Genomic DNA, 25,017 nt, shown 5'->3' on the forward strand with positions numbered 1-25,017 from the left:
TGATTGCGCAGGTCGCCACGCTGATGCTGTGGCTGGTGGGATTCGAAGCGGAGCACCAAGGATGGCACCGGCGCTACCAAGCCAATACGGCGCAACGCCGGGTGCTGTCCTTTTTGACCTTGGGCAAGCAAATGTTGTTTCATGAACCCCGGCGAATAACAGGCTCGCTCCTGGAGCGAGCCCTGGCAGGACTGAGCCGGCTTTATGTACTTTCATTGGGTGTTTCGGCATGATCCCAAAAAACTGGGGAGCCCTCAGCGCGAAGGCGGGAGTCCATGATGGTTGCACAGGTTTAAACCTGTGCAGCATTCACTGGATGCCCGCCTTCGCGGGCATGACGGAAAAATGAAACATCGGCCCCGGATAACGGGGCTTTTTTGTGCCTGCAAACGTTGTCAGTTCATTTCATTTGTTGTTTAGCTACAGTTTTTTTGGTCTTTTTTTCACCCATCGAATCATTTTTTCATGTTATCGTCATACTTTGGTATGGCAGGACTCTCACGCCAAGCGCTTGTGCTGTATAGTATCTCCCGTTGTTTCCCATCTCCCGGTGCCCAGGCCGGGCAACCTCACTGAGCCGGAAGTTCAGATGAATACATTGGAAAAAATTACCAAAAATCTCGACAGTTTCAGCAAGTCTGAACGCAAGGTGGCAGAAGTGATCCTCGCTTCACCCCAGACCGCCATTCATTCCAGCATTGCCGCCCTGGCCAAGCTGGCGGACGTCAGCGAGCCCACTGTCAACCGTTTCTGCCGCCGCCTTGACACCAAGGGCTTTCCCGACTTCAAGCTGCACCTGGCCCAGAGCCTGGCCAATGGCACTCCCTATGTGAACCGCCATGTGGAAGAAGACGACGGCCCCGAGTCCTACACCGCCAAGATTTTCGAATCCAGCATGGCCTGCCTCGACTCGGCCCGCCAGAGCCTGGATCCCCAGGCGGTGAACCGCTGCGTGGATATTCTCACTCAGGCCCGCAAGCTGTCGTTCTTTGGTCTGGGCGCATCCTCCGCCGTGGCTCACGACGCCATGAACAAGTTCTTTCGCTTCAATGTGCCGGTACAGTGCTTTGACGATGTGGTGATGATGCGCATGAGCTGCATTGCCAGCGCCGAAGGTGACGTGGTGGTGCTGATCTCCCATACCGGCCGCACCAAGGCACTGGTAGAAGTGGCCCAGCTGGCCCGCCAGAACGATGCCGTGGTCATTGGTCTGACCGCCAAGGACTCTCCCCTGGCGAAGGAATGCAACGTGGTGCTGTCGATGGACGTGCCGGAAGACACCGATGTCTACCTGCCCATGGCCTCACGCCTGGCGCAGATGGTGCTGATCGATGTACTCGCCACCGGCTTTATTCTGCGCCGTGGCAGCCGTTTCCGGGAGAACCTGAAAAAAGTCAAGGAAGGCATCAAGAACTCCCGTTTTGACAGCCCGGGTTTCTGACCTTCACTGCTGCAATCAGCCGGGTGCCCATACACCCGGCCGATGTTAATTCGCTCCGAGAAATGTTAAAGCGACAACAGCACAATAAACCAGATGAATTGAGCACAAAAATCATCATCATCGTATCAGAACCTGAACAGAAACCTCTGAACGACCTTTGAAAACAAGGTGATTTAATAAAGTTTTTCTTTTTGTTTCATCATGTTGTCATCATCCTTCAGATTCACACCCAGACTTTCTGCGGCTGTCCTTGACCTTGATCAAGCTCATACGAAAACCCCTGCCTTTTTGTGATCCCGTCTACACTTTTCCTATGGCTTCGGTTATCATCGATAACAATTTCATAAACCAAGGACGAAGCGTCAGACCGTGAGTACACCATGGCCTTTCCAAAATTTGTCAGTTTCGGCTGAGGACGGAGCCGTATCACCTTTGACTGCCGACACTTTTCAAGCACTTTCATACCCAGACCCGTCTGGTCTGGTGCACAACTCTGTTTTATTCGTCGTACTCATTATTTCTTCCAACCGGAGTCTCTCATGTTAAGACGCACCAAGATTGTTACCACTTTGGGTCCGGCCACCGACCGCGACAACAACCTCGAAGGGATTATTGCCGCCGGCGCCAACGTGGTTCGTATGAACTTCTCCCACGGTACCCCGGAAGATCACATGAACCGTGCCAACCAGGTGCGGGAAATTGCCCGCAAGCTGGGCAAGCACGTGGCCATTCTGGGTGATCTGCAGGGCCCCAAGATCCGTGTTTCGACCTTCAAGGACGGCAAAATTCAGCTGAACATCGGTGACAAGTTTGTGCTCGACGCCGATCTGCCCAAGGGCGAAGGCAACCAGCAGAGCGTGGGCATCGACTATAAAGAGCTGCCCAGAGACGTGAAAAACGGCGACATTCTGCTGCTCGACGATGGCCGGGTACAGCTGCGGGTAGAAGGCGTGGACGGCAACAAGGTACTGACCGAAGTCACCGTGGCCGGCCCCCTGTCCAACAACAAGGGCATCAACAAGAAGGGCGGCGGCCTGTCTGCTCCGGCCCTGACCGACAAGGACAAGGAAGACATCAAGACCGCCGCCAAGATCGGCGTGGATTATCTGGCCGTGTCCTTCCCCCGTACCGGTGAAGACATGCGCATTGCCCGCGAACTGGCCCGTGCCGCCGGCAGCAATGCCAAGCTGGTGGCCAAGGTAGAGCGTGCCGAAGCCGTGGCCACCGACGCCGCCATGGAAGACGTGGTACTGGCGTCCGACGCCGTGATGGTGGCCCGGGGCGACCTGGGTGTTGAAATCGGTGATCCCGAGCTGGTGGGCGTACAGAAGAAGCTGATCCGCACCAGCCGCCGCCTGAACCGGGTGGTGATCACCGCCACCCAGATGATGGAGTCCATGATCACTGCCCCCCTGCCCACCCGGGCCGAGGTCATGGACGTGGCCAACGCCGTGCTCGACGGCACCGATGCGGTGATGCTGTCTGCAGAAACCGCCGCCGGTGACTTCCCGGTGGAAACCGTCAAGGCCATGGCCGAGGTGTGTCTGGGCGCCGAAAAGCACCCCAGCATCAATGTGTCCAACCACCGCATGAACTTCACTTTCACCTCGGTGGAAGAAACCGTGGCCATGTCCACCATGTATGCCGCCAACCACCTGCAGGGTGTGAAGGCCATCGTGGCCCTGACCCACTCCGGCACCACCCCGCTGCTGCTGTCCCGCATCAGCTCCGGCCTGCCGATCTTCGCCCTGTCTCAGGAAGAAAAAACCCTGTCCTGGGCCAACCTGTACCGCGGCGTGACCCCGGTCTATTTCAAGGCCGAAGAGAGCAAGAACATCTCCGAAATCTGCCGGGATGCCATCGCCACCCTGAAAGCATCCGGTCACGTCAGCAGCGGCGATCTGGTACTGCTGACCCACGGTGACATGATGGAAGTGGTAGGCAGCACCAACACCTGCAAGATCCTTACCGTCGAGTAAGACGCTTTCCCGCGGGAACGATGTAAAAAGGCCGGGCAAATTGCCCGGCCTTTTTTATTTGCCTGAAATTACCCTGCTTATTGCACCAGGGCCACGGCCTCCCGGGTCAGTCGGGCAATTTCGTCCCAGTTGCCGGCATTCACCAGCTTCTTGTCCACCATCCAGGAGCCGCCGCAGGCGATCACGCCGGGAATGGCCAGGTAGTCCTTGATGTTGTTCACGCCGATGCCGCCGGTGGGCATGATGGTGAGCTGGCCAAAGGGACCCAGCAGCGCCTTGATCATCTTGACGCCGCCGGAGGCTTCCGCCGGGAAGAACTTGACCGTGGTCAGGCCCATTTCCAGCGCCGCTTCAATGGTGCTGGGGTTGTTGATGCCGGGAATAATGGGCATGCCCAGCTCCTGACAGGCGCGCACGGTATTGGGATTGAAGCCCGGCGACACCACAAAGCTGGCGCCCGCTTCCTTTGCCGCCAGCACCTGCTCCCGGTTGAGCACGGTGCCGGCACCGATCAGCATGTCGGGCTGAGCTTCGCGCAGCAGGCGAATGGCCTCGGCGGCGGCGTCGGAGCGGAAGGTGATCTCCGCCGCCGGCAGGCCGTTTTCCGCCAGCACCTTGCCCAAAGGCAGAATGTCTTCGGCCTTGTCCACCGCGATCACCGGCAGAATTTTCAATTGCGCGATCTGTTCATTCAAAGAGGTCATGTCACTGTCCTGTTGGAGTAAAGTTCAGCCCTGCGGTGGCAGCGGCGGGAATAATGGCGCCCTTGTGGCGAATGACGAGTCCGGCCAGCGCATTGCCCTGCCGGCAACACTGCTCCGGAGACTGTTCCTGCAGGTAACCGGCCAGAAAACCGGCGTTAAAGGAGTCGCCGGCGGAGGTGGTATCCACCACCTGCTCCACCGGGGTGGTGGCCACGGCCAGCGGTGTGCTGTCGGCACCGGCGCTGTACAGCGCCCCGTCGGCGCCCAGCTTGACCACCACCTCGCGGCAGCCGGCCCGGTGCAATCGGGTCAGGGCCTGAGCCGGGCCGGCGTCCCCCCACAACACCTGTTCGTCGTCCAGGGTCACCAGGGCGAGATCGGTCAGCGCCAGCATGCGCTGATAGGCGCCGCGGGCTTCGTCAGCATCGGCCCACAGCGCGGGCCGGTAGTTGCTGTCAAAGGCGATTTGCACGCCCTGACGCTTGAGTTGCGCCAGCAGGCCAAACAGGACTTCCCGGTCTTCCGGCGGCAGTATCGCCAGGCTGATGCCGCTGAGATAGACCATGTCATAGCCGGCCAGGCGGCTGGCCACACCGTCAAACTCCGGGTGCTGCAGCAGATAACGGGCCGCCGACTGGTTGCGCCAGTAGAGAAAGGTGCGCTCGCCCTGATCATCGAGCTGAATAAGATACAGCCCGGGCTGGCGCTGCGCGTCGGTCAGCACCAGTCCGGTGCCCACCCCTTCCTGCCGCCAGCGTTCAACCATGCCCTGGCTGAGCGCGTCCCGGCCCATGGCGGTGACGTAATCCACCGCCAGGCTGCCCTGAGTGGTACGCGCCAGGTAGACGGCGGTATTGAGACTGTCGCCGCCATAGGCCTGCTCCATGGCGCCAAACGGCGCGCCATTGAGCTCGATCATGCACTCGCCGATGATTGCCAGCCGTTTCATGCGCCCTCTCCCGGCAAGCGGAAATAACGCTGGGCATTGTCAAAGCAGATATTGCGCACCATGGTGCCCAGCAACTCGATGTCATTCGGCACCTCGCCATTCTCCACCCAGTGGCCCAGCATGTTGCACAGAATGCGGCGGAAATACTCGTGGCGGGTAAAGGACAGAAAGCTGCGGGAGTCGGTCAGCATGCCCACAAACTGGCTGAGCAGACCGAGCTGGGATAGCTGCTCCAGCTGGCGCTGCATGCCGTCTTTCTGATCGTTGAACCACCAGCCGGAGCCGAACTGGATCTTGCCGGCCACCCCACCGCCCTGGAAGTTGCCGATCATGGTGGCGATCATCTCGTTGTCCCGCGGATTCAGGCAGTAGAGGATAGTCTTGGGCAACTCGCCGGTCACGTCCATGGCGTCCAGCAGACCGGCCAGCTCGGCGGCAAAGGGCCGGTCACCGATGGAGTCAAAGCCGGCGTCGGCGCCGAGCAGGCGGAACATGCGGCTGTTGTTGTTGCGCTGGGCGCCAATATGCAGCTGCATGGCCCAGCCCAGACGGGCGTATTGCCGGCCCAGCCACACCTGAACGGCGGTAGCGAACTGGGCCACTTCCAGCTCGGACAGGGTCTCGCCTGCCAGCCGGCGGCGCAGCAGTGCGTCCAGCGTGGCTTCGTCCGGTACCGGTGCGAAGCGCACGATCTCGATGCCGTGATCGGCGGCCCGGCAACCGTGAGCGGCAAAGTGCTCAAGGCGGCGGGTCAGGGCGGTGAGCAGATCGTCGAAGCGGCAGATTTCCACGTCGGCGGCCTGACCCAGCTCCTGCATATAATCGGCAAAGCCGTCCAGCTCGATCTTGAAGGCCCGGTCGGGACGCCAGCTCGGGGCCACCTCGATATCGAAGCTCTCATCCTCGGCGATGGCCTTGTGGTGCTCAAGCGTGGACAGGGGGTCGTCGGTGGTGCCCACCATGCGCACCTTCATCTGCCTGAGAATACCCCGGGCGGAAAAGCCCGGCTGGGCCAGCAGCTCATTGCCCTGCTGCCAGATGGTGTCGGCGGTGTCCGGGTTGAGTACGGTGCCGGTAATGCCAAAGGGCCGGCGCAGCTCAAGGTGGGTCCAGTGGTACAGGGGGTTGCCCAGGCACTGGGGCACGGTGCGGGCCCAGGCCTGAAATTTTTCATAATCCGACGCGTCACCGGTGATCAGCCGCTCTTCCACGCCGGCGGCGCGCATGCCGCGCCACTTGTAGTGATCCCCGTCCAGCCAGATCCGGGTCAGGTTGTCGAAGCGCTGATCCTCGGCAATGGCACGGGGGTCCAGGTGGCAGTGATAGTCATAAATCGGCTGCTCGCTGGCGTAGTCGTGGTACAACCGCTCTGCGGTGGCCGTATTCAGCAGGAAATCATCATTCAAAAATGCCTTCATCTCGGACTCCTGAAGCTTAAAGGGCCGCCACTGCGGCGCGGGCGCCCAGCGTCAGCAACTGTTGGTAGGCAGCGGTCACCGCCGCCACAAAACGGGGGTTGGCGGCCAGATCGGTGCCAAACACCGGCTCTACCGCCAGCAGCTCGGGCACCACGCTCACGTTCAGGCCATGGCGCTGGCAAATGGCCTGCAGCCGCCCGGCCAGGGGATCTTTCACCTCAATGGGCTGGCCCTGCTCATCGGTGCCGTGCACATAACGCATCCAGCCGGCAATGCCCAGGGCCAGATGACTGAAGTCGGTGCCGGCGGCCAGATGACAGCGGACGGACTGCAAAAAGCGCTGGGGCAGTTTCTGACTGCCGTCCATGGCGATCTGCCAGGTCTTGTGCTTGAGCTCGGGGTTGGCAAAACGCGCCAGCAGCGACTCGGCGTAGGCATTCAGATCCACCCCGGCCGGCATATCAAGCGTGGGCGCCTGCTCCCGGGTCATCAGCGCCAGGGCGGCGCGGCGATAGTGCTCATCGGCCATGGTCTCGTCGATATGCCGGTAGCCGCCCAGGTAACCCAGATAGGCGAGGAAGGAGTGACTGCCGTTGAGCATGCGCAGCTTCATTTCCTCAAACGGACGCACGTCCGCTACCAGCTCGGCGCCGGCCAGCTCCCACTGCGGCCGCCCGGCGACAAAGTGATCTTCGATCACCCACTGACGGAAAGGCTCACAGGCGATGCCGCAAGGGTCGGCCACCCCCAGCAGATCGGCGATTTCCGCCATGGTGTCAGCGGTGGCCGCCGGCACGATGCGATCCACCATGGTAGAAGGGAACGTAACCTGCTCCGCAATCCATGCGGCCAGCTCCTCGTCCAGCCGGCGGGCAAAGTCGAGCACCACCTGCCTGGCGACCCGGCCGTTTTCCGGCACATTGTCGCAGGACAAAATGGAAAAGGGCGCCAGCCCCCGCTCCTTGCGCAGTTTCAGTGCCTGCACCAGGTAGCCGATGGCCGACACCGGCCGGGCCGGACTGGCCAGATCCTGCTGGATCATGGCGTTGCCGGCGTCGAGCCGGCCGCTGGCCGGATCGGCGCAATAGCCCTTTTCGGTAATGGTCAGCGACACAATGGCCACCTGGGGCTCGGCCAGTTTCTCGAGCACGGCGTCGATGCCGTCGAGCCTGGGGTGCATGGCCTCGGTCACCACCCCGATCAGCCGGGAGTGAGTGCCGTCGGCGCCCTTTTCCACCACCGAATAGAGGTGATCCTGGCGGCGCAGGGCCTCGATTTCATCCATGCCGCTGAACAGCTTGACCACACACTGACCCCAGTCGCTGTCGCCCCGCTCGGCCACCAGGTGGGTAAAGAGTGCCTGGTGAGCCCGGTGAAAGGCGCCGAACCCCAGGTGCACCATTCGGGTTTTTAAATGACTACGGTCATAGGAAACCGGTATCACTTGTGAATTGAGCTCGGCATTGGCCACGGTGCTTGCAGGAGTAACCATTTAAAAACCTTTTGAATAGACAAATATTCGAGGAGCCTGCCGAGGCAGGCTCCCATGATGGCTCAGCGGCTGAAGAAAGCGCGCTTGAGAGCCAGCTCCACCCCGCGCACCTCGGCCAGGCCCTTGAGCCGGCCAATGGCGGAATAACCCGGGTTGGTCTTTTTCTTCAGATCGTCCAGCATCTGGTGACCATGATCGGGCCGCATGGGGATCAGCAGCTCGCGTCCTTCCTGCCGGCGGCGCTCTTCCTCTTCCAGAATGGCCTTGACCACTTCATACATGTCGACGTCACCATCAAGGTGCGCCGCCTCATGGAAGGTTTTGGGATTGTCTTCCCGGCAGGTGGCCCGCAGGTGAGTGAAGTAAATACGGTTGCCGAAACGCTTGATCATGTTGACCAGATCGTTGTCGGCGCGCACACCGTAGGAGCCGGTGCACATGGTAAAGCCGTTGGCGATGCTGTCGCTGACGCCCACCAGCCACTCCATGTCATCCACGGTGGAAACGATGCGCGGCAGACCGAGAATCGGCCGGGGCGGATCATCCGGATGCACCGCCAGGCGCACACCCACCTCTTCGGCCACCGGCACGATGTGGCGCAGGAACACGGCGAAGTGTTCCCGCAGCCGGGCCTTGTCGATGCCGTCGTAGTCCGCCAGATGGGCCCGGAACTGCTCCAGGGTGTAGCCTTCTTCGGCGCCCGGCAGACCGGCGATGATGTTGCGGGTCAGGCGCGCCTTGTCGTCATCGGACATGGCCAGGAAGCGCTTTCCGGCCTGTTCGATTTCCTCGCCGGTGTAATCGGCCTCGGCGCCCGGGCGCTTGAGAATGTGCAGCTCAAAGGCGGCGAATTCGATCTGATCGAAACGCAGCGCCCGGGAGCCGTCCGGCAGGGTGTATTCCAGATCGGTGCGGGTCCAGTCGAGTACCGGCATAAAGTTGTAGCACACGGTGTGAATGCCGCACTGGGCCAGATTGCGAATGGACTGCTGATAGTTCTCGATGTACTTCAGGTAATCGCCGCGCTGGGTCTTGATGTCTTCGTGCACCGGAATGCTTTCCACCACCGACCAGGTCAGGCCAGCCTCTTCAATCAGCTGCTTGCGGGCCTGGATTTCGTCGACCGGCCACACCTGGCCATTGGGGATATGATGCAGGGCAGAAACCACGCCGGTTGCCCCGGCCTGCCGGACATCGGCCAGAGAAACCGGATCGTCCGGACCATACCAACGCCATGTCTGTTCCATAATGGATTCCTCAAAGTTTGCAAAGGTATCAACACGCTGCCTCGGCCGGGTCATGACAGGCGGGGAGTACATCGTGTTCAATGTTGTTTTCCGTCGGCTGGACGGCAGCAGGCCTTCAGCCTGACTGAATTCACATTCGTTATTTCTCTGTGCGCCGCCACCGTACCGGAAGCCGGGTTCCGGCAGCGCCACTGCATGGTTATTTATTCACTGACGGGAGCCGGCACGGAATTAAACAGATAACCGTCGAAGTTCGGGTCTTCGATATCGGACAATTCCAGCAGGGTTTCCTTGACATGCTCCAGGTGCTGCCACATGGCCTGACGCGCCGCTTTGGCATTCTTGTGCTGCAGGGCCGCCAGAATTTTCAGGTGATCATCCAGCCAGGAACGGCGAAAACCGGTGTCGCTGATGCGCCGGTGCAGGGTCTGCCACATGGGGCTGTTCTGCCGGCGCAGCCAGAGCTGCTGAACCAGATCGATCAACACACTGTTCTGGGTCGCCTGGGCGATCAACAGATGAAACTGACGATCGCCTTCGCCTTCATCATTGCTGCCCGACTCCAGGGCCTGCCGCTCCAGCTCCAGGGCCTGACGCATCTGGGCGATATCATTCTTGGTGACTTGGGTGGCGGCAAAGGCGGCAATGTCGCTTTCAAGCAACTGCCGGGCCTGCAGCAACTCAAAGGGGCCCACATCATTGAGCACGCCGGCAGACAGGGGGGCATTGTTTCCCGCTGCCGTCTTGTCCGGCATGCGAATGACATACACCCCGGAGCCCTTGCGCACGTCTACCAGGTTCTCCAGCTCCAGCATGATCAGCGCCTCCCGCACCACGGTACGGCTGACCCCCTGCTGCTCGGCAATATCCCGCTCCGGCGGCAGGCGGTCTCCCACCCGGTAGCGACCGGACTCAAGCTCCTGCTTCAGTTTCAGTCCGATTTCCTGGTACAAGCGTTTCGCTTCAAACATGAGCACACCTTCGTGGCAGAATCATCCTGGGCGCCATTCTAGCAGAGCCGGCATGCCAGGCAAGAAATTGGTATACCAATCTCCTGCCCGGGAGTCACCATTACAGTTTGCGCAGTCCTTCCACCAGCTGATACAAGTCGGCGTCTTTCTCTTTCAGCTCGGTGTACATGGGCTCCACCGCCTGCTGGAAGGGGGCCTTGTCCACTTCGACAAACTCGACACCGGTTTTCTCGGCTGACTGACGCTCGGCCACTTCCGCTTCGGCCCAGATGGTTTTCATTTCCTGCATGGACTCGGCCGCAGCCTGGGTCAGGGCCTCACGCTCCATGTCGGACAGCTTGTTCCAGGAGGCGGTGGAGATCACCAGCACGTCCGGTACCATGGTGTGCTCGTCCAGGCTGAAGTACTTCACCACCTCGCTGTGGCGGTTCAGAGTCATGGACGGAATGTTGTTTTCCGCGGCATCCACCACGCCCTGCTGCAGGGCGGTATACAGCTCGCCAAAGGCCAGCGGGGTCGGGTTGCCACCCAGGTTCTTCACCATGGAGACAGCGGTGGGGCTGGGCTGAACCCGGACCTTCATGCCCTTCAGATCATCCGGGCTGGTGATCGGCTTGCTGGAATAAAAACTGCGGGCACCGGCATCATAGTAGGTCACGCCGATAAAGCCGTTATCGGCAGAAGAGTTGAGGATCTCCCGTCCGAGGTCACTTTCCAGCGCCCGGTAGTAATGATCGCGGTCGGTGAACAGGTAAGGCATGTTGAAGGCGCTGTAGGCCTTGGCAAAGGCTTCCAGCTCGGCCGCATTGGACTTGGCCATATCCAGGGCACCGTTCTGCACCAGTTCCAGCGACTCACGCTGGGAGCCGAGCTGGGCATTGGGGTAGATACGGATTTTCAGCTCACCGTCCGACAGCGCCTTGGCCCGCTTGGCCAGCAGCTTCATCGCCTGATGTACCGGCGTCGAGGTATCCTGATTATGACTGAGCTTGAGGGTGGTAGCCTGTACCCCGGCGCTGGCGGCCATGGTGCACCCGATAAGAGCTGCCAGAATTGATTTTTTTCCCATCATGAACTTCTCCTGAAATTGAATATCGCCACCTGGCTGGGCCGGCCTGTTCGCCAGCGGCCCTAAACATGGCCAACCAGAACGCCGATGTCAACCGTTTTTGGCTCAACCAAAACTCAATTGAAACCCTAACCTGTCACACCAATACAGCCTTGATCTGGATCACCATTTTTACTTTCCTTTTACGTACAATCTGCAGCACAATACCGCTCCCAAGCGATCAACACCTGATAAAGCTCAAAATACGTTCATTTTCACTGAGTCAATCAAAGGGCCATGATATGGAAAAACTCACAAAATTGGTCAACCAGACATTGTCATGGCTGATCATTGCGATTTCGGCCACCCTGTTGCTGTGTGTGGTCTGGCAGGTAGTCAGCCGCTACATACTGGGTACCCCCAGTACGGTGACCGACGAGATGGCCCGTTTTCTGTTTATGTGGGTGGGACTGCTGGGGGCGGCCTATGCCACCGGGCAGAAGCGTCATCTGGCCATCGATCTGCTGACCATGCGTCTGCGCGGCCAACGCAAGCTGCTTTCCGAGCTGGTGGTGCTGCTGGCCATGGGCGGTTTTGCCGCTCTGGTGATGGTGTACGGGGGCATGAACCTGGTAAACAAGACGCTGTCGACCGGGCAGATCTCGCCTTCCCTGGGGCTGCCGATGGGCTATGTCTATCTGTGCCTGCCGGTCAGTGGCCTGACCATCGTTTTTTACTGTGTCAGCGACGGACTGAGCAAGGTCGGTCAGCTGATGATGGCAAAAGCCTGATCAGCCATCCGGCTGCCCATTATTCACGAGGACTGTACTATGGAATGGCACCTTATCCTGACGCTGTTCGGATCCTTCTTTATCTTTCTGGCTCTGGGAATACCGGTTTCGTTTGCCATCGGTATTTCCAGCCTGCTGACCATTTTTCTCTCCCTGCCCTTTGATCCGGCCATTGCCGTGATCTCCCAGAAAATGGCCTCGGGCCTGGACAGCTTTACCCTGCTGGCCATCCCCTTTTTCATTCTCGCCGGCAACATCATGAACTCCGGCGGTATCGCCATGCGGCTGATCAACCTGGCCAAGGTCATGGCCGGCCGTCTGCCCGGCTCCCTGTCTCACTGCAATGTGCTGGCCAACATGATGTTCGGCTCCATTTCCGGCTCGGCAGTGGCCTCGGCGGCCGCCGTGGGCGGCACCATGGCGCCGTTGCAGCGCAAGGAAGGCTACAGTCCGGCCTACTCGGCGGCGGTGAATATTGCTTCCTGCCCCAGCGGCCTGCTGATCCCGCCGTCCAACACCCTGATCGTGTATTCCCTGGTGTCGGGCGGCACTTCCATCTCGGCGCTGTTCCTGGCCGGCTACCTGCCGGGCATTCTGATGGCGCTGGGCATCATGGTAGTGGCCGGCCTCATTGCCAAGCGCCGGGGCTACCCGGTGGATCAGCGCTCCAGCTGGCGTGACGTGGTGCGCCTGACCTGGGATGCCCTGCCTTCCCTGGCGCTGATCTTCATTATCATGGGCGGCATCATCTCCGGTATATTCACCGCCACCGAAGCCTCGGCCATCGCCGTGGTCTACACCCTGTTTCTGGCGGTGATCGTGTACCGGGAAGTGAAGGTCCGCGACTTGCCGAAAATCTTCCTCGACTCGGCCATCACCACCTCCATCGTGCTGTTGCTGATCGGCACCTCCATGGGCATGTCCTGGGCCATGGCCAACGCCGACATTCCCTACATGATCAGCGATGCGCTGCTGGCGGTGTCGGAAAACCCGCTGGTGCTGCTGCTGATCATCAACCTGATCCTGCTGCTGGTGGGCATCTTTATGGACATGACCCCGGCGGTGCTGATCTTCACCCCCATTTTCTGGCCCATCGCCATGGAAATGGGGCTGGATCCGGTGCACTTCGGCATCATGATGACCTTCAACCTCTGCATCGGCATCTGTACCCCGCCGGTGGGCAGCGCCCTGTTTATCGGCTGCTCGGTGGGGGATGTGTCCATCGACAAGGTGATCAAGCCCATGCTGCCCTTCTATGCGGTGCTGTTCCTGACGCTGTTGCTGGTGTCCTATGTGCCGGACATCAGTCTGTTCCTGCCCCGGCTGCTGCTGGGTTACTGATACCCCGTGCCGGTGGCCCTGCCACCGGCACCCTGCTCCTTCCGGCGCTCCCTCCGCACCCTGACGCCAACCAACAACGTCACTCGGGACTGAAAAGGACGTGTCCATGCTGGCCGTGATGTCAATTACCGCCCCCATTTTTATGCTGATCGCCCTCGGCTATGGTGCCGTGCGCCTTCGTCTGGTGCCTGGTGAGGCCCTGCCGGGAATGGGTCGTTTTGTGCTCTTCTTTGCCATGCCGGCGCTGATTTTCCATACCCTCTCCGAGCTCAGCGTTCACGAGGTGATCGAGCCCGGCTACCTGCTGGCCTATGCCGGCGGCTCCCTGCTGTTGCTGGCACTGGGGCTGGGGCTGACCATCCGGATCATGAAAAAGAAAGCCGTGTTGGGGGCATTGCAGTCGATGGGCATGGTGGTCCCCAACAGCGCCTTTTTTGGTTATCCGGTGCTGCTGCAGGTATTCGGCGAGGCGCCGGCCCGCGCCTTTGCCCTGGCGCTGCTGGTGGAAAACCTGCTGATCATTCCCCTAGCACTGGCGGTGCTGGAATTCAGTGCGCACCGGGAGCAGGGCGCCAGCCCGGGCAGGGTACTGCGTGCCCTGCCCGCCCGGATACTGAAAAACCCGCTGATCCTGGCCATCATGGCCGGTGCCCTTGCCTCGGCGATCGGGCTCACGCTGCCTGCACCTCTGGTAACCGGCCTGGAGCTGCTGGGCCGGGCTTCGGCGGCAGTGGCCCTGTTTGTGATTGGCGGCTCTCTGGTGGGCAGCACGCTGCGGGACAAGCTGAGCGACATGAGCCTGGTGATGCTGGGTAAGCTGGTGATGCACCCGCTGCTGGTGGCGCTGATGGTGTGGTGGCTGCCGCCGTTCGATCCGGATCTGCAACTGGCGGTGATCCTGATGGCCGCCATGCCGATGATGAGCATGTATCCCATCATCGGCGAGCAGTACGGCCAGCGCCGCTTTGCCGCCGCTACCCTGCTGCTGACCACCTGCGCCGCCTTTGTCAGCCTGTCGGTGATTTTGCTGCTGCGCTGAACAGCAGCGGCGGGCGCTGCGCTCAGGCGACCTCGGCCTTGGCGGCATTCGCCTGCCGCCGGCTCAGCACCCCGGGAGCGAAACTGTCCACCGCAATGGCGCGGCGGCGCAGCTCGTCGGCCTCCCTGAGCTGCTGCGCTTCGGTATCGGTGATCACCTTTGCCTGCCGCGCCTGCTCCAGCAGCGCCGTCAGCGCCGGCTTGCGCGGCAGCACACCGTCCTTTTGCGCCTTCATGATCTTTTTCTCCACGTCCGTCACCCGCACCATGGCCCTGAAGGCCGCCTCCACTTCGCCCAGCCCCGGCTCGTCTGCCGGCGGCAGATAACACAGGGCCGACAGCCGGTCACGCACCCCTCCCGGGGTCATCAGTTGTTTGCAAATGGCGTGAACGTGCTTGTCTGCCGGCATGGGGTAACGGTTGCCCAGGGGAAAGATCAGCGCCTTCAGAGTAAAGGCCACCGCCCGGTTGGGAAAATTCTGCAGAAAACCGCTCAGGGCCTCGCCAATCATATGCAGGTTGCGGCTCACGGCATAATGTACGAAGGGCAGCTCCCCGGCGGAGCGGCCGTTGTCCTCAAAGTACTTGAGGGTGGCGCTGGCCAGATACAGGTGGCTGAGCACGTCTCCCAGCCGGGCCGACAGCATTTCCCTGCGCTTGAGATCCCCCCCCAGCATCAGCATGGACACATCGGCGCACAGGGCCAGGGCCCGGCTCATGCGCCCGAGCTGGCGAAAGTAAACCGCGGTATCCCCGGATACCGGCGAGCCGTTGAAACGCGCGCCGGTCAGCCCCTGCCAGAGCGCCCCCAGGGCATTGCCGGCGGCAAAGCCGATATGCCCGAACAGCAGGCGGTCAAATGCCGCCAAGCCCGCCTCTTCGTCGGGATTGGCGGCGGCTTCCATTTCCTTCAGCACATAGGGGTGACAACGGGTGGCACCCTGACCAAAGATCATCAGGTTGCGGGTAAGAATATTGGCCCCTTCCACGGTAATGGCAATGGGCATGCCCATGTAGTTGTGGGCCAGGTAGTTTTTCGGCCCCATCTGAATGGCCTTGCCCGCATGCACATCCATGGCATCGTTGATCACGGTGCGGGCCATTTCGGTCATATGGTATTTGGAGATGGCGGTGACGATGGCCGGGCTCTCGTTCATGTCCAGGGCCCGGGTGGTCAGCCGCCGGGTGGCCTCCAGCTGGTAGGTCAGGCCACCGATGCGGGCCAGGGCTTCCTGCACCCCTTCAAAACGGCCGATGGACAAACCGAACTGCCTGCGCACCACGGCATAGGCACTGGTGCTGCGGGTGGCCAGGTGGCCGCTGGCAGTGCCCAGCGCCGGCAGTGAAATGCCCCTGCCCGCCGACAGGCACTCCACCAGCATGCGCCAGCCACGACCGGCATACTCGGGGCCGCCGATGATCCAGTCGAGGGGAATAAACACATCCTTGCCCTGAGTGGTGCCGTTAAGAAACGCCAGCCCCATGGGCAGGTGCCGGTCTCCGGTTTCCACCCCCGGGTGGGAGGTGGGGATCAGGGCACAGGTGATGCCGAGCTCTTCGGTGTCGCCCAGCAGGCCGTCGGGATCAAACAGCTTGAACGCCAGTCCCAGCACGGTGGCTCTGGGAGCAAGGGTAATATAGCGTTTGTCCCAGTTCAGCCGCAGGCCCAGCACTTGCTCGCCGTCATGCTCACCCATGCATACCACGCCGCTGTCGGGAATGGAGCCGGCGTCGGAGCCCGCTTCGGGACCGGTCAGGGCAAAACAGGGAATTTCGGTGCCATCGGCCAGCCCCGGCAGCCATCGCTGCTTCTGGGCCTCGGTGCCATAGTGCATCAAGAGCTCCCCCGGCCCCAGGGAGTTGGGCACCATCACGGTGACCGAGGCGCTGGTGCTGCGGCTGGCGATACGCGCCACTATGGTGGAGTTGGCAAAGGCAGAAAACTCAAGGCCGCCGTAAGACTCGGGGATAATAAGGGAAAAGAAGCCATGGCTGCGCAGATAATCCCACACCGGCTCGGGTAATTCTCTTTCTTCACTGACGATTTTATAATCGTCCAGCATGGCCAGCAGGGTTTCCACCTCGTTATCAAGAAAGGCCTGCTCCCGCTTGCTCAGCGTGGCCGGGCCATAGGACAGCAACCTGGACCAGTCGGGCCGGCCGCTGAACAACTCGCCATCCCACCACACGGATCCGGCTTCCATGGCCTCACGCTCGGTTGCCGACAGCGGCGGCAATACCTTTTTGAAGGTGGCAAACGCCGGGCTGCTTATCCATTTCTTGCGTAAACTCATCATGACCTCCTCAAGCGTCAGCTTGTGTCAATCGGTGCGGGCTTCCATGCCACTGGCCAGGTAGGGAATGACCCGGCGAACCAGGCCTTCCACGTCAATATCCTCATTGAAATCGTGCCTGGCGATGTCCCTGAGCGCCTCACTCGATGCCATGGTGAATACCACGGTACCCAGGGTAAAGTGCAGCCGCCAGAACAGTTCGGCGGACGACAAGGCCGGCGCCGCCCGCCGAATACACTGAGTGAAGTGCTCAACCACATCACCATAGTGATTGATGATAAACCAGCGCAAAAAGCCCTGATTGTCCATGTAGCCCCCCCCAGCAGCTGTAAAAAGATTTCCGGGCCGCGTCGGCGTACCCGGGTCAGTCCCATCAGGGGCGCCACAAAACATTCAAAGACCTGCTCCACCCGTATCTGAGACTGAGCCAGCAGCTGTATCAGGGCGTTATTCACTTCCGGCATAAACAGGCTGAGATAACGGTCCATCACCGCCTTGATCAGATCCTTTCTCGAGCCAAAATGATAGTTGACCGAGGCCAGATTCACGCCGGCGGCACGGGTGATCAACCGCAGCGAGGTGCCGTTAAATCCCTTTTCGGCAAAGAGCTCTTCGGCAGTATCCAGTATGTTCTGCTTGGTATCCCTGCGGGCCACCGGCTACCCCACCTCTGTTTAAAACACTTGTTTAAAATCTATGTTTGGTCCCCTTGCCTGTCAAGGCGTCAGCAGGGTGAATATTTTTTGTTCATTTTTTTGCGAGAAGGGGAACCTTTTTACGGTGTAACGTTCATACTTAATGCCACTGCAATTAAGCACTAAGTCTTGGCCCAGCGTTTTCGCTGGGCATTTTTTTTAAGGTACACTGGCACCATCATTCACCAGCCACTCTCACCATGAGCCTTAACGACGCCCCCGCCCATATTCAGCTTGCCGTTGATCTGATTGAACTGCTGGAAGTCAACGAGGTTAAGCCCGAGCTGGCGCTGGCCGCTCTGGCCATCGTTACCCGTGACTTTGAACGCAAGCTGGACGAGCAAACATCGCATGGCAACGACTGACGGCGCTGCCGCCCCCAATAAAAACGCCCCGTTGCGGGGCGTTTTACGTTTTACTTAGTGCTCTTCTTCGAGGTAAGCGTAACCTTCCAGTCCGGCGGAGAGCTCCTTGAGCAGCAGCGCCCGGGTTTCCTCATCCAGATCCGGGTGGCTGGCCTGCAGCTCGTACTGGGCGTTGATCACCGTGGGATCAATGTCCACATAACGCAGCAGCTCGGCCACGTTGCTGCCTTCCTTGATATTGATGATCTGCGGCTGTCCCTGCTCGTCCAGCACGACCTCGGCGCTGTGGGTATCGCCAAAGAGGTTGTGCATGTCACCGAGGATTTCCTGATAGGCGCCCACCAGAAAAAAGCCCAGATACTGGGGCTGGCCGGGTACAAACTCGGGCATGGGCAGCGTGGTTTCCACACCCTGACCGTCCACATACTGATCGATGGCGCCATCGGAATCACAGGTGATGTCCAGGATCACCGCCCGGCGGCTGGGTGGCCGGTCGAGGCCGTCCAGGGGCAGTACCGGGAAGATCTGATCAATACCCCAGGCATCGGGCAGCGACTGGAACAGCGAGAAGTTGACAAAGCACTTGTCCGCCAGCTTTTCGTTGAGCTCGTCCATAATGGGCCTGTGCGCCCGGTTTACCGGATCCAGCCTTTCCTTGATGCCGAGACAGATATTGAGATGCACTTCCTCGGCCCAGGCGCGATCTTCCAGGGTCATCATGCCCATGTTGTACTGCTCATGCACATCGGCCAGCTCCGCCACGGTATCGTGATAGATCTCCAGCAGCGGTGGATCTTCCCGGCACAGATCTTCCCAGGTTTCCCACATGTTGCCGAGCAGGAAAGGCGCATCTTCCGCCGGTGCCGCCGGCCTGGTGCTCTGGGCCGACTCAATGCTGATCACATTGGACACCAGCATGGCGTGATGGGCGGTAATGGCCCGGCCCGATTCACTGATGATGCGCGGATGAGGCAGATCGTATTCCCGGCACACGTTACCGATGCCCCAGACCACGTTATTGGCGTATTCCCGCAGGTTGTAGTTGGCCGAGCAGTAGCTTTGCGAACGGGTGCCTTCATAGTCCACACCCAGGCCGCCACCCACATCCACAATGTTCACCGGCACATCGAGCCGGCGCAGCTCGGCATAAAAACGGCCACACTCACGAATGCCTTTCTGAATGTCGCGAATATTGGCGATCTGGGAGCCCAGGTGAAAATGCAGCAGCTGCAGCCAGTCGATGCAGCCGGCGTCTTTCAGCCGGTTGACCAGCGCCAGCACCTGAGTGGCGCTGAGACCAAACTTGGACTTCTCGCCGCCGCTCGACTGCCACTTGCCGGCGCCCTGGGACGCCAGCCGGGCACGCACGCCCAGACGCGGAGAAACCTTGAGTTTGGCCGCTTCTTCCATCACCAGCGCCAGCTCGGAGAGCTTTTCGATAACGATGTAGACCTGATGGCCCATCTTGGTACCCAGCAGCGCCAGGCGCACGTATTCCTTGTCCTTGTAACCATTACAAACGATCACCGACTCGGTTTCGTGAGTATGGGCCAGTACCGCCAGCAACTCGGGCTTGGATCCGGCTTCCAGCCCCAGACGCGGCTTGTCCTTGTAGGCCTTGGTGACGGCATCGAGCACACCGCGCTGCTGATTCACCTTGATGGGATAGACGGTCAGGTAATCACCCTCGTAACCGTAATCTTCAATGGCACCGTTAAAGGCGTTGAACAGGGCGTCGATGCGGCTCTTGATGATATCGGGAAAGCGCAGCAGCACAGGGGCGGCGTAGCCCTCGGCCTTGAGCTGCTCTACTACCTCTGCCAGTACCACTTTTGCCTCGGGACGGGTCTTGTCGGGCGTGACACAAACACGCCCCTGCTCGTCAAGATGGAAAAAGCCGGCGCCCCAGTAAGGCAGGTTATATACCTTGAGCGCATCGTTTGCGGACCATTCTGCCATGCTCTTTGTCCCCTTTAATGTTCAGGGTCAGTAAAATCCGGGCCATGAGCCCGGTGCGATTTCAATTCGATTTTTCGCCAGTATAAGGCAAGTCGGGCCGGGTAAAAGCAGCTCATTCGACGCCGGCAAAAATCGGGAGGCGAGTGTACAACCCACGCCGGACGCTGACCAGTACTGATCCGGGCCGACGTGCACTTTATTGACGCCCCAGCCGCTCCAGCAAGGGACCGTGCTGATGCAAAAAATGCTGTCCGCAGCTGAACCCAAGCTGATAATCCCGATCCAGCTGGGCACGAGTCGAGCCCAGCACCCGGCTGTGCAAAGGTGCGGGGGGCGCAATTTCAAATACCCGGGCCCTGTCTGGTGGCCGGGTCATAAAACGATGAGCATCGTCGCAGCAACGCTGATAGGCACGCACTATCGCCAGCAGCTCACCGAGCCGGTCCCGTCCGAGCCAGCCTTCCAGCCGCCGGGCCCAGCTCAGACTGAAACGCATATCGCCGGGCTGAGTACGGATCACCACCAGTACACGGGCTCCCCGGCGCCAGGCCTCACGCACCGGAATGGCATCGGCCACACCTCCGTCGAGATAGCGCTCTCCCTGCCATTCCACACCGGCCCGGTACAACAGCGGAATGGCACTGGACGCCTTGAGGCCCAGCAACCAGTCGGTGTCGGCCGGATGAAAATAGTGGGGCAGATGATCCCGGGCCCGGGTGCTGCAAAACAGCAGCTCCCGCGCTCCCAGCCGCCGGTGTCCGGTCACCACATCAAGAGGCAGCTCGTGGCGCAGCACCTCAAAATACCAGTCCAGATCCACCAGGTCTCCCCCGCGGGCAAAGTGCAGCGGACGAAAGAAATCGGAACGGGTGGTGTAGTCGGTAATCACTTCTCTGGCGAAGCCACGACTGTGACAAACATAGGCAGACAGGTTCTGGGCGCCGGCCGAGGAGCCGATAAAGAGATCAAAGGGGTCAAAGTCCGCAGCCATAAAGGCATCGAGCACACCGGCGGTAAAGATGCCGCGCTGCCCTCCTCCTTCACAGATCAGGGCAAGTCGTCCCTGCCCCGCCTGATTGTCGGAGAGCAAGCCGGACAACTTTTTTACCTGTTCCGTTCGCTGCCTGAGCATGGACGACCCTGTCATCAGAGGATTATGCCGGGCCATGGGTGCCCGTTTATCTTGCGACCACCATATCGCTTTTCTTTTATTAAAGCGTACTGATGCAGTGCAGGGGGGATATTCGGCAACAAATACCGCAAAGGGCGGGTAAACAGACTCAGTGGCGGCGGTCGTTATGGCCGAGGTCGCGCTCGGGGGCAATGCGATCGCGAATGCGCTGCTTGATTTCCTTCGCTTCCGGAAAACCCTGGTCAGCCACCCGGCACCAGATAAGCTCTCCGTCCACCAGGATCTGAAACTGGCCCTTGTCACCGGGAATCAGCGCCACCTCACCCACATCATCAGCAAAGGTGGATAATATTTCCTGGGCCAGCCAGCCGGAACGCAACAGCCAGCGACACAGGCTGCAGTAACGAATTTCCACTCTGGGTTTCATGATACTTCCCTTAAACCTGCATGCCGGGCTCGGGCCCGGCATGCAATGAATGGTGTGTCAGCGCGACACGCCGCTCAGAAACTCCTGACGGGTAGCCTGCCGGCTTTTAAAAATACCGCCGAGGGAAGTGGTCGTCGTACTGCTGGTGGCATCCATGACGCCCCGCGCCTTGACGCAATAGTGGGTGGCAGTAATGCTGACGGCCACATCGTCCGACTCCAGCAGGGCCTGCAGCGCCACCAGCACCTGCTGGGTCAGCCGCTCCTGCACCTGAGGCCGGCGGGCAAAGAACTGCACGATGCGGTTGATTTTGGACAGGCCGATCACCTTGCCCCGGGGAATATAGGCCACGGTGGCGGTACCGTCTATGGTGACGAAATGATGTTCACAGGTACTGGTGAGCGTGATGTCACGCACCTGCACCATTTCATCGACCTGCATTTTGTTGTCAATCAGGGTGATCTTGGGAAAGTGGGCATAATCCAGGCCCGAGAAGATTTCCCGTACATACATTTTGGCAATACGCTGCGGGGTTTCGGCCAGGCTGTCGTCTTCCAGATCCAGTCCCAGTACATCCATTACCTGAGTCATCAGACCGGTAATTTGTGCCTGTTGTTCGTCCGTGGTCAGGTTGTTACTGCGCATGGGGGTTTCGAGACCCCGGGCTTCCAGGGCCGAGCGGACCCGGATGGCTGCATCGCTCAATGCGGTCATGATGATCTCCGTAGGATTTACAATCTGTTGGCATGTTAGTGCATTTGGTCTTTGCTGTGAATGATGGATAACACCCATTTTCGTTTGCATCCATATGACAATCACCCTCAGTGTCTGAAATAATAAAGCTCAACAACACATTCAGGGAGCCCGAACATGGCCATTCAAGATTGTTGCAGTCAACCCGGTTTACGCCCTTTTGAAGATGCCAGAGCCGATATGCTGGGCCAGCTGGACGCCGTTGCTGCGGCAGAGCTGGTATCGCTGGAGCAGGCCCTTAACCGTGTGCTGGCGGATGACGTAATATCACCACTGGATGTCCCCGCCTTTGCCAATTCAGCCATGGACGGCTATGCCCTGCGCGCCGAAGATGCCGCTTCTGACGGACTGGAGCTGATCGGCACCAGCCTGGCTGGCCACCCCTTCAATGACCGTGTCGGGCCGGGTCAGTGCGTACGCATCATGACCGGCGCCGCCCTGCCTCTGGGTGCCGACAGCGTGGTGATGCAGGAAAATTGTGAATCGGTTCACAACCGGATACACATTCGGGGCGGAGTGCGGCCAGGCCAGCATGTACGCCAGGCAGCGGAAGATCTGGCCCAGGGCGAAACCGTATTCAGGGCGGGCATGCGCATTAACGCCCGGGTACTGTCGGTGCTGGCGTCACTGGGGCTGGAACAGGTCAACGTACGCCGGCCACTGAAGGTGGCCCTGCTGTCGACCGGCGACGAACTCAAACGCCCGGGCGAGCTGCTGGCACCGGGGGAAATCTACGACTCCAACCGCATTGGTCTGGCCGCCATGCTGACCCGGCTGGGCGTGGACATCACCGATTACGGCATTATTGCCGATGATCCCGACCGTATTCGCGCCACCTTTGTTAAGGCCGCGGCCAGCCACGATGCGGTGATCACCTCCGGCGGCGTGTCGGTGGGTGATGCGGATCACACCAAAACCGTGCTGGAAGAAGTGGGCCGCATCGGTTTCTGGAAGCTGGCCATCAAGCCGGGCAAGCCTTTTGCCTTTGGCCACATTGACCAGTGCGCCTTTTTTGGCCTGCCGGGTAATCCGGTGTCGGCGGCGGTGACCTTTCATCTGCTGGTACGTCCGGCCCTGGCAAAACTGGCCGGTGAGCAGCTCGCCCCCACCGTTACCCTGCAGGCCACCGCCCTGATGCCTTTTAACAAGTCACCCGGACGGATGGACTTTCAGCGTGGCCGGGCAGAGCCTCAGGCCGATGGCAGCCTGGGCGTGGTGCCCGCCGGCTCACAAAGCTCGGCGGTGTTCAGCGCCATGGCCGAGGCCAACTGCCTGCTGCACCTCGAGCAGGACAGAGGCCGGGTGGAAACCGGCGAAACCGTGACTCTGGAGCTGATCGACGGGCTTTACTGGTAAATACAGGCAGGTTGGCTGTCATGCCGGGCTCGACCCGGCATTTTTTTACATCGAGGGGCCCTGTAGGCCCGGATTTATCCGGGCGAATCAGTGGCAGGCTGACAGCCTGTCTCTTGGTCACAAGTTTCCATCGTTTGCAGAACCATGCGCTTTCGTCGGACAAAGCGCACTGCTTCTCCGGCACGCCGTGAATACTTCCATGTAGGCTCCGTCGCGCCATCCCTGGCGCGAAGGGCTCGGCGAAGCAGACACCCTTTGCCCTCCTGGAGGTACTCTGAGCTGACTAGCCGCTTACAGGCAGCGTCGATGTTAACCGAAGCAGCAGTGGGGATTGCCGTAGCCGACCATTAAATGCCATGGATGGCATTTTCGAGCGTTACAGGGAGGTACTTGAAGCGTGTCGGCGGAGTGCAACCGCGCTGATGCTTCGAGCTGCAGCTTCAAGCTCCCGAAGGATTACCACTTGCTCGCCGCTTCGGTGTCGCTGTCTTTGGCATCCACCCAGCGCTCGCCATCGGTGGTGCGCTCCTTTTTCCAGAACGGCGCCCGGGTCTTGAGGTAGTCCATAATGAAATGGCAGGCCTCAAAAGCCGCCTCCCGGTGCTGGCTGGCCACGCCCACAAACACGATCTGATCCCCCAGCTCAAGGGCACTCACCCTGTGGATCACCCGGCAGTCCAGCAGCGGCCAGCGGCGTTTTGCCTCGGCCACAATTTTTTCCAGGGCGTGCTCAGTCATGCCCGGGTAGTGCTCCAGGGTCATGCCACTGACCGCATCGCCCTGATTCATGTCCCGTACCTTGCCCACAAAGGTGACCACGGCGCCGGTCTGATAAGACTGGCTCAGGGCGGCATATTCGGTGGCCAGGCAAAAGTCCTCGGTCTGTACCCGAATCATCTCAGCCTCCGGTGACCGGTGGAAAGAAGGCCACTTCGTCGCCGTCCTTGAGCATGGTGCCGGGGGTGGCCACTTCATGATTCACCGCCACCAGCAGACTATTGTCGGCCAGCACTTTGGCCCAGCTGGCATCGCGCCCGGCCAGGTGCTCCCGCAGGGCGTTCACATCGGCAAACTCCGCCGCCACATCCAGCGCATCCGTGCCCAGTTGTTCCCGCACGCGGGCAAAAAATACTACCTTGATCATTTGGCCTTGAACTCCCCGGACTTGCCGCCCTTTTTCTCCAGCAGACGCACGCCCTCGATCAGCATGTCTTTCTGTACCGCCTTGCACATGTCGTAAATGGTCAGCGCCGCCACCGAGGCGGCGGTCAGGGCTTCCATCTCCACCCCGGTCTGGCCGGCCAGCTTGCAGTAACTCTCAATGCGTACTCCGCTCCGCTCTCGGTCGGCGTCGAGTTTCACTTCCACCTTTGACAGCGCCAGCGGATGGCACAACGGAATAAGATCGGATGTTTTCTTGGCCGCCATAATGCCGGCGATGCGGGCGGTGGCGAACACATCGCCCTTGTGATGCCGGCCTTCCACAATAAGCGCCAGGGTCTCGGGCGCCATCAGCACCCAGGCCTCGGCCCGGGCTTCCCGGCTGGTGACTGCCTTGTCGCTTACATCCACCATGTTGGCCTCACCCGAGGCGTTGATATGAGTCAGCTCACTCAT

The 25,017-nt window shown here is 60.2% G+C and carries 22 protein-coding genes and 2 pseudogenes; 8 read left to right on the plus strand and 16 right to left on the minus strand.

What is annotated here, in order from left to right; all coding sequences use genetic code 11:
- The 3 genes and pseudogenes from DA373_RS07340 to pyk all read left to right on the plus strand — a co-directional run.
- A pseudogene (locus tag DA373_RS07340) lies at positions 1–233 on the plus strand (hypothetical protein); the annotation flags it as partial.
- Positions 234–589: 356 nt separating this feature from the next.
- Positions 590–1,441, plus strand: coding sequence for a MurR/RpiR family transcriptional regulator (locus DA373_RS07345; protein ID WP_107851672.1), 852 nt, complete (start codon positions 590–592; stop codon positions 1,439–1,441).
- Between the two features lie 539 nt (positions 1,442–1,980).
- Positions 1,981–3,420: a pyruvate kinase gene (gene pyk / locus DA373_RS07350; RefSeq protein ID WP_107851673.1), complete on the plus strand. Its 1,440-nt coding sequence runs from the start codon at positions 1,981–1,983 to the stop codon at positions 3,418–3,420.
- A gap of 77 nt (positions 3,421–3,497) precedes the next feature.
- On the opposite strand, the gene DA373_RS07355 is transcribed toward pyk, so the two are convergent.
- From DA373_RS07355 to DA373_RS07385, 7 genes are all read right to left on the minus strand, one after another.
- The gene (locus DA373_RS07355) at positions 3,498–4,124 is read right to left on the minus strand and encodes a bifunctional 4-hydroxy-2-oxoglutarate aldolase/2-dehydro-3-deoxy-phosphogluconate aldolase (protein ID WP_107851674.1); all 627 of its coding nucleotides are present in this window, start codon (positions 4,122–4,124) and stop codon (positions 3,498–3,500) included.
- A gap of 1 nt (position 4,125) precedes the next feature.
- Entirely contained in the window at positions 4,126–5,073 is a 948-nt protein-coding gene (locus tag DA373_RS07360; protein WP_107851675.1) for a sugar kinase, read from the minus strand.
- A complete protein-coding gene (uxaC, locus tag DA373_RS07365) occupies positions 5,070–6,491 on the minus strand; it encodes a glucuronate isomerase (protein ID WP_107851676.1) in 1,422 nt (473 codons plus the stop codon). The genes DA373_RS07360 and uxaC overlap by 4 nt, the downstream gene beginning before the upstream one ends.
- A gap of 16 nt (positions 6,492–6,507) precedes the next feature.
- Positions 6,508–7,983: a mannitol dehydrogenase family protein gene (locus tag DA373_RS07370; protein ID WP_107851677.1), complete on the minus strand. Its 1,476-nt coding sequence runs from the start codon at positions 7,981–7,983 to the stop codon at positions 6,508–6,510.
- Positions 7,984–8,045: 62 nt separating this feature from the next.
- Entirely contained in the window at positions 8,046–9,230 is a 1,185-nt protein-coding gene (gene uxuA, locus DA373_RS07375; protein ID WP_107851773.1) for a mannonate dehydratase, read from the minus strand.
- A 203-nt stretch (positions 9,231–9,433) separates the two neighbouring features.
- A complete protein-coding gene (locus tag DA373_RS07380) occupies positions 9,434–10,201 on the minus strand; it encodes an FCD domain-containing protein (protein ID WP_107851678.1) in 768 nt (255 codons plus the stop codon).
- 100 nt (positions 10,202–10,301) lie between these two features.
- A complete protein-coding gene (locus DA373_RS07385) occupies positions 10,302–11,273 on the minus strand; it encodes a TRAP transporter substrate-binding protein (protein ID WP_107851679.1) in 972 nt (323 codons plus the stop codon).
- 278 nt (positions 11,274–11,551) lie between these two features.
- Here DA373_RS07385 and DA373_RS07390 point away from each other — a divergent pair, with 278 nt between their 5' ends.
- From DA373_RS07390 to DA373_RS07400, 3 genes are all read left to right on the plus strand, one after another.
- Positions 11,552–12,040 (plus strand): TRAP transporter small permease, encoded by a 489-nt coding sequence (locus DA373_RS07390; protein ID WP_107851680.1) that lies wholly within the window; start codon positions 11,552–11,554, stop codon positions 12,038–12,040.
- Positions 12,041–12,079: 39 nt separating this feature from the next.
- Positions 12,080–13,381, plus strand: a complete 1,302-nt coding sequence (locus tag DA373_RS07395; RefSeq protein ID WP_107851681.1) for a TRAP transporter large permease — start codon at positions 12,080–12,082, stop codon at positions 13,379–13,381.
- Between the two features lie 106 nt (positions 13,382–13,487).
- Positions 13,488–14,420 (plus strand): AEC family transporter, encoded by a 933-nt coding sequence (locus DA373_RS07400; RefSeq protein ID WP_107851682.1) that lies wholly within the window; start codon positions 13,488–13,490, stop codon positions 14,418–14,420.
- Between the two features lie 22 nt (positions 14,421–14,442).
- On the opposite strand, the gene DA373_RS07405 is transcribed toward DA373_RS07400, so the two are convergent.
- Together DA373_RS07405 and DA373_RS16620 are read right to left on the minus strand one after the other, a co-directional pair.
- On the minus strand, positions 14,443–16,713 hold the full coding sequence (locus DA373_RS07405) for an acyl-CoA dehydrogenase (protein WP_107851683.1): 2,271 nt from the start codon (positions 16,711–16,713) through the stop codon (positions 14,443–14,445).
- A 27-nt stretch (positions 16,714–16,740) separates the two neighbouring features.
- Positions 16,741–17,369, minus strand: a pseudogene (locus tag DA373_RS16620) (TetR/AcrR family transcriptional regulator).
- 239 nt (positions 17,370–17,608) lie between these two features.
- Between DA373_RS16620 and rsmS the strand changes: the two are divergent.
- Positions 17,609–17,773, plus strand: coding sequence for a pleiotropic regulatory protein RsmS (gene rsmS / locus DA373_RS07415; protein WP_107851684.1), 165 nt, complete (start codon positions 17,609–17,611; stop codon positions 17,771–17,773).
- 54 nt (positions 17,774–17,827) lie between these two features.
- On the opposite strand, the gene speA is transcribed toward rsmS, so the two are convergent.
- The 4 genes from speA to folE all read right to left on the minus strand — a co-directional run bounded on the left by speA (position 17,828) and on the right by folE (position 22,005).
- Positions 17,828–19,732, minus strand: a complete 1,905-nt coding sequence (gene speA, locus DA373_RS07420) for a biosynthetic arginine decarboxylase (protein WP_107851685.1) — start codon at positions 19,730–19,732, stop codon at positions 17,828–17,830.
- A gap of 196 nt (positions 19,733–19,928) precedes the next feature.
- On the minus strand, positions 19,929–20,831 hold the full coding sequence (locus DA373_RS07425) for a patatin-like phospholipase family protein (protein WP_232821221.1): 903 nt from the start codon (positions 20,829–20,831) through the stop codon (positions 19,929–19,931).
- A 181-nt stretch (positions 20,832–21,012) separates the two neighbouring features.
- Positions 21,013–21,291 (minus strand): SelT/SelW/SelH family protein, encoded by a 279-nt coding sequence (locus DA373_RS07430; protein WP_107851686.1) that lies wholly within the window; start codon positions 21,289–21,291, stop codon positions 21,013–21,015.
- A 57-nt stretch (positions 21,292–21,348) separates the two neighbouring features.
- Positions 21,349–22,005, minus strand: coding sequence for a GTP cyclohydrolase I FolE (folE, locus tag DA373_RS07435; RefSeq protein ID WP_107851687.1), 657 nt, complete (start codon positions 22,003–22,005; stop codon positions 21,349–21,351).
- A 156-nt stretch (positions 22,006–22,161) separates the two neighbouring features.
- Here folE and moeA point away from each other — a divergent pair, with 156 nt between their 5' ends.
- Complete coding sequence (gene moeA, locus DA373_RS07440; protein ID WP_107851688.1) at positions 22,162–23,400, plus strand: molybdopterin molybdotransferase MoeA; 1,239 nt, start codon at positions 22,162–22,164, stop codon at positions 23,398–23,400.
- A gap of 456 nt (positions 23,401–23,856) precedes the next feature.
- Here moeA and moaE read toward each other — a convergent pair whose 3' ends face one another.
- The 3 genes from moaE to moaC are packed head-to-tail and all read right to left on the minus strand — an operon-like array spanning position 23,857 to position 25,017.
- On the minus strand, positions 23,857–24,297 hold the full coding sequence (gene moaE, locus DA373_RS07445; RefSeq protein WP_107851689.1) for a molybdopterin synthase catalytic subunit MoaE: 441 nt from the start codon (positions 24,295–24,297) through the stop codon (positions 23,857–23,859).
- Position 24,298: 1 nt separating this feature from the next.
- Entirely contained in the window at positions 24,299–24,544 is a 246-nt protein-coding gene (moaD, locus tag DA373_RS07450; protein ID WP_107851690.1) for a molybdopterin synthase sulfur carrier subunit, read from the minus strand.
- On the minus strand, positions 24,541–25,017 hold the full coding sequence (gene moaC, locus DA373_RS07455; RefSeq protein WP_107851691.1) for a cyclic pyranopterin monophosphate synthase MoaC: 477 nt from the start codon (positions 25,015–25,017) through the stop codon (positions 24,541–24,543). Before moaC ends, moaD begins: the two co-directional genes overlap by 4 nt.

This window comes from Oceanimonas marisflavi, assembly GCF_003049725.1.
GTDB lineage: Bacteria > Pseudomonadota > Gammaproteobacteria > Enterobacterales > Aeromonadaceae > Oceanimonas > Oceanimonas marisflavi.

What these genes read in the sequence shown, in the direction of transcription:
- moaC (WP_107851691.1), bottom strand. Translation starts at nt 25,017, where the DNA reads ATGAGTGAGCTGACTCATATCAACGCCTCGGGTGAGGCCAACATGGTG.
- DA373_RS07430 (WP_107851686.1), bottom strand. Translation starts at nt 21,291, where the DNA reads ATGAAACCCAGAGTGGAAATTCGTTACTGCAGCCTGTGTCGCTGGCTG.
- DA373_RS07380 (WP_107851678.1), bottom strand. Translation starts at nt 10,201, where the DNA reads ATGTTTGAAGCGAAACGCTTGTACCAGGAAATCGGACTGAAACTGAAG.
- uxaC (WP_107851676.1), bottom strand. Translation starts at nt 6,491, where the DNA reads ATGAAGGCATTTTTGAATGATGATTTCCTGCTGAATACGGCCACCGCA.
- moaE (WP_107851689.1), bottom strand. Translation starts at nt 24,297, where the DNA reads ATGATTCGGGTACAGACCGAGGACTTTTGCCTGGCCACCGAATATGCC.
- DA373_RS07390 (WP_107851680.1), top strand. Translation starts at nt 11,552, where the DNA reads ATGGAAAAACTCACAAAATTGGTCAACCAGACATTGTCATGGCTGATC.
- DA373_RS07395 (WP_107851681.1), top strand. Translation starts at nt 12,080, where the DNA reads ATGGAATGGCACCTTATCCTGACGCTGTTCGGATCCTTCTTTATCTTT.
- DA373_RS07405 (WP_107851683.1), bottom strand. Translation starts at nt 16,713, where the DNA reads ATGAGTTTACGCAAGAAATGGATAAGCAGCCCGGCGTTTGCCACCTTC.
- speA (WP_107851685.1), bottom strand. Translation starts at nt 19,732, where the DNA reads ATGGCAGAATGGTCCGCAAACGATGCGCTCAAGGTATATAACCTGCCT.
- DA373_RS07345 (WP_107851672.1), top strand. Translation starts at nt 590, where the DNA reads ATGAATACATTGGAAAAAATTACCAAAAATCTCGACAGTTTCAGCAAG.
- folE (WP_107851687.1), bottom strand. Translation starts at nt 22,005, where the DNA reads ATGACCGCATTGAGCGATGCAGCCATCCGGGTCCGCTCGGCCCTGGAA.
- DA373_RS07360 (WP_107851675.1), bottom strand. Translation starts at nt 5,073, where the DNA reads ATGAAACGGCTGGCAATCATCGGCGAGTGCATGATCGAGCTCAATGGC.
- DA373_RS07370 (WP_107851677.1), bottom strand. Translation starts at nt 7,983, where the DNA reads ATGGTTACTCCTGCAAGCACCGTGGCCAATGCCGAGCTCAATTCACAA.
- DA373_RS07400 (WP_107851682.1), top strand. Translation starts at nt 13,488, where the DNA reads ATGCTGGCCGTGATGTCAATTACCGCCCCCATTTTTATGCTGATCGCC.
- DA373_RS07355 (WP_107851674.1), bottom strand. Translation starts at nt 4,124, where the DNA reads ATGACCTCTTTGAATGAACAGATCGCGCAATTGAAAATTCTGCCGGTG.
- moeA (WP_107851688.1), top strand. Translation starts at nt 22,162, where the DNA reads ATGGCCATTCAAGATTGTTGCAGTCAACCCGGTTTACGCCCTTTTGAA.
- DA373_RS07385 (WP_107851679.1), bottom strand. Translation starts at nt 11,273, where the DNA reads ATGATGGGAAAAAAATCAATTCTGGCAGCTCTTATCGGGTGCACCATG.
- uxuA (WP_107851773.1), bottom strand. Translation starts at nt 9,230, where the DNA reads ATGGAACAGACATGGCGTTGGTATGGTCCGGACGATCCGGTTTCTCTG.
- pyk (WP_107851673.1), top strand. Translation starts at nt 1,981, where the DNA reads ATGTTAAGACGCACCAAGATTGTTACCACTTTGGGTCCGGCCACCGAC.
- rsmS (WP_107851684.1), top strand. Translation starts at nt 17,609, where the DNA reads ATGAGCCTTAACGACGCCCCCGCCCATATTCAGCTTGCCGTTGATCTG.
- moaD (WP_107851690.1), bottom strand. Translation starts at nt 24,544, where the DNA reads ATGATCAAGGTAGTATTTTTTGCCCGCGTGCGGGAACAACTGGGCACG.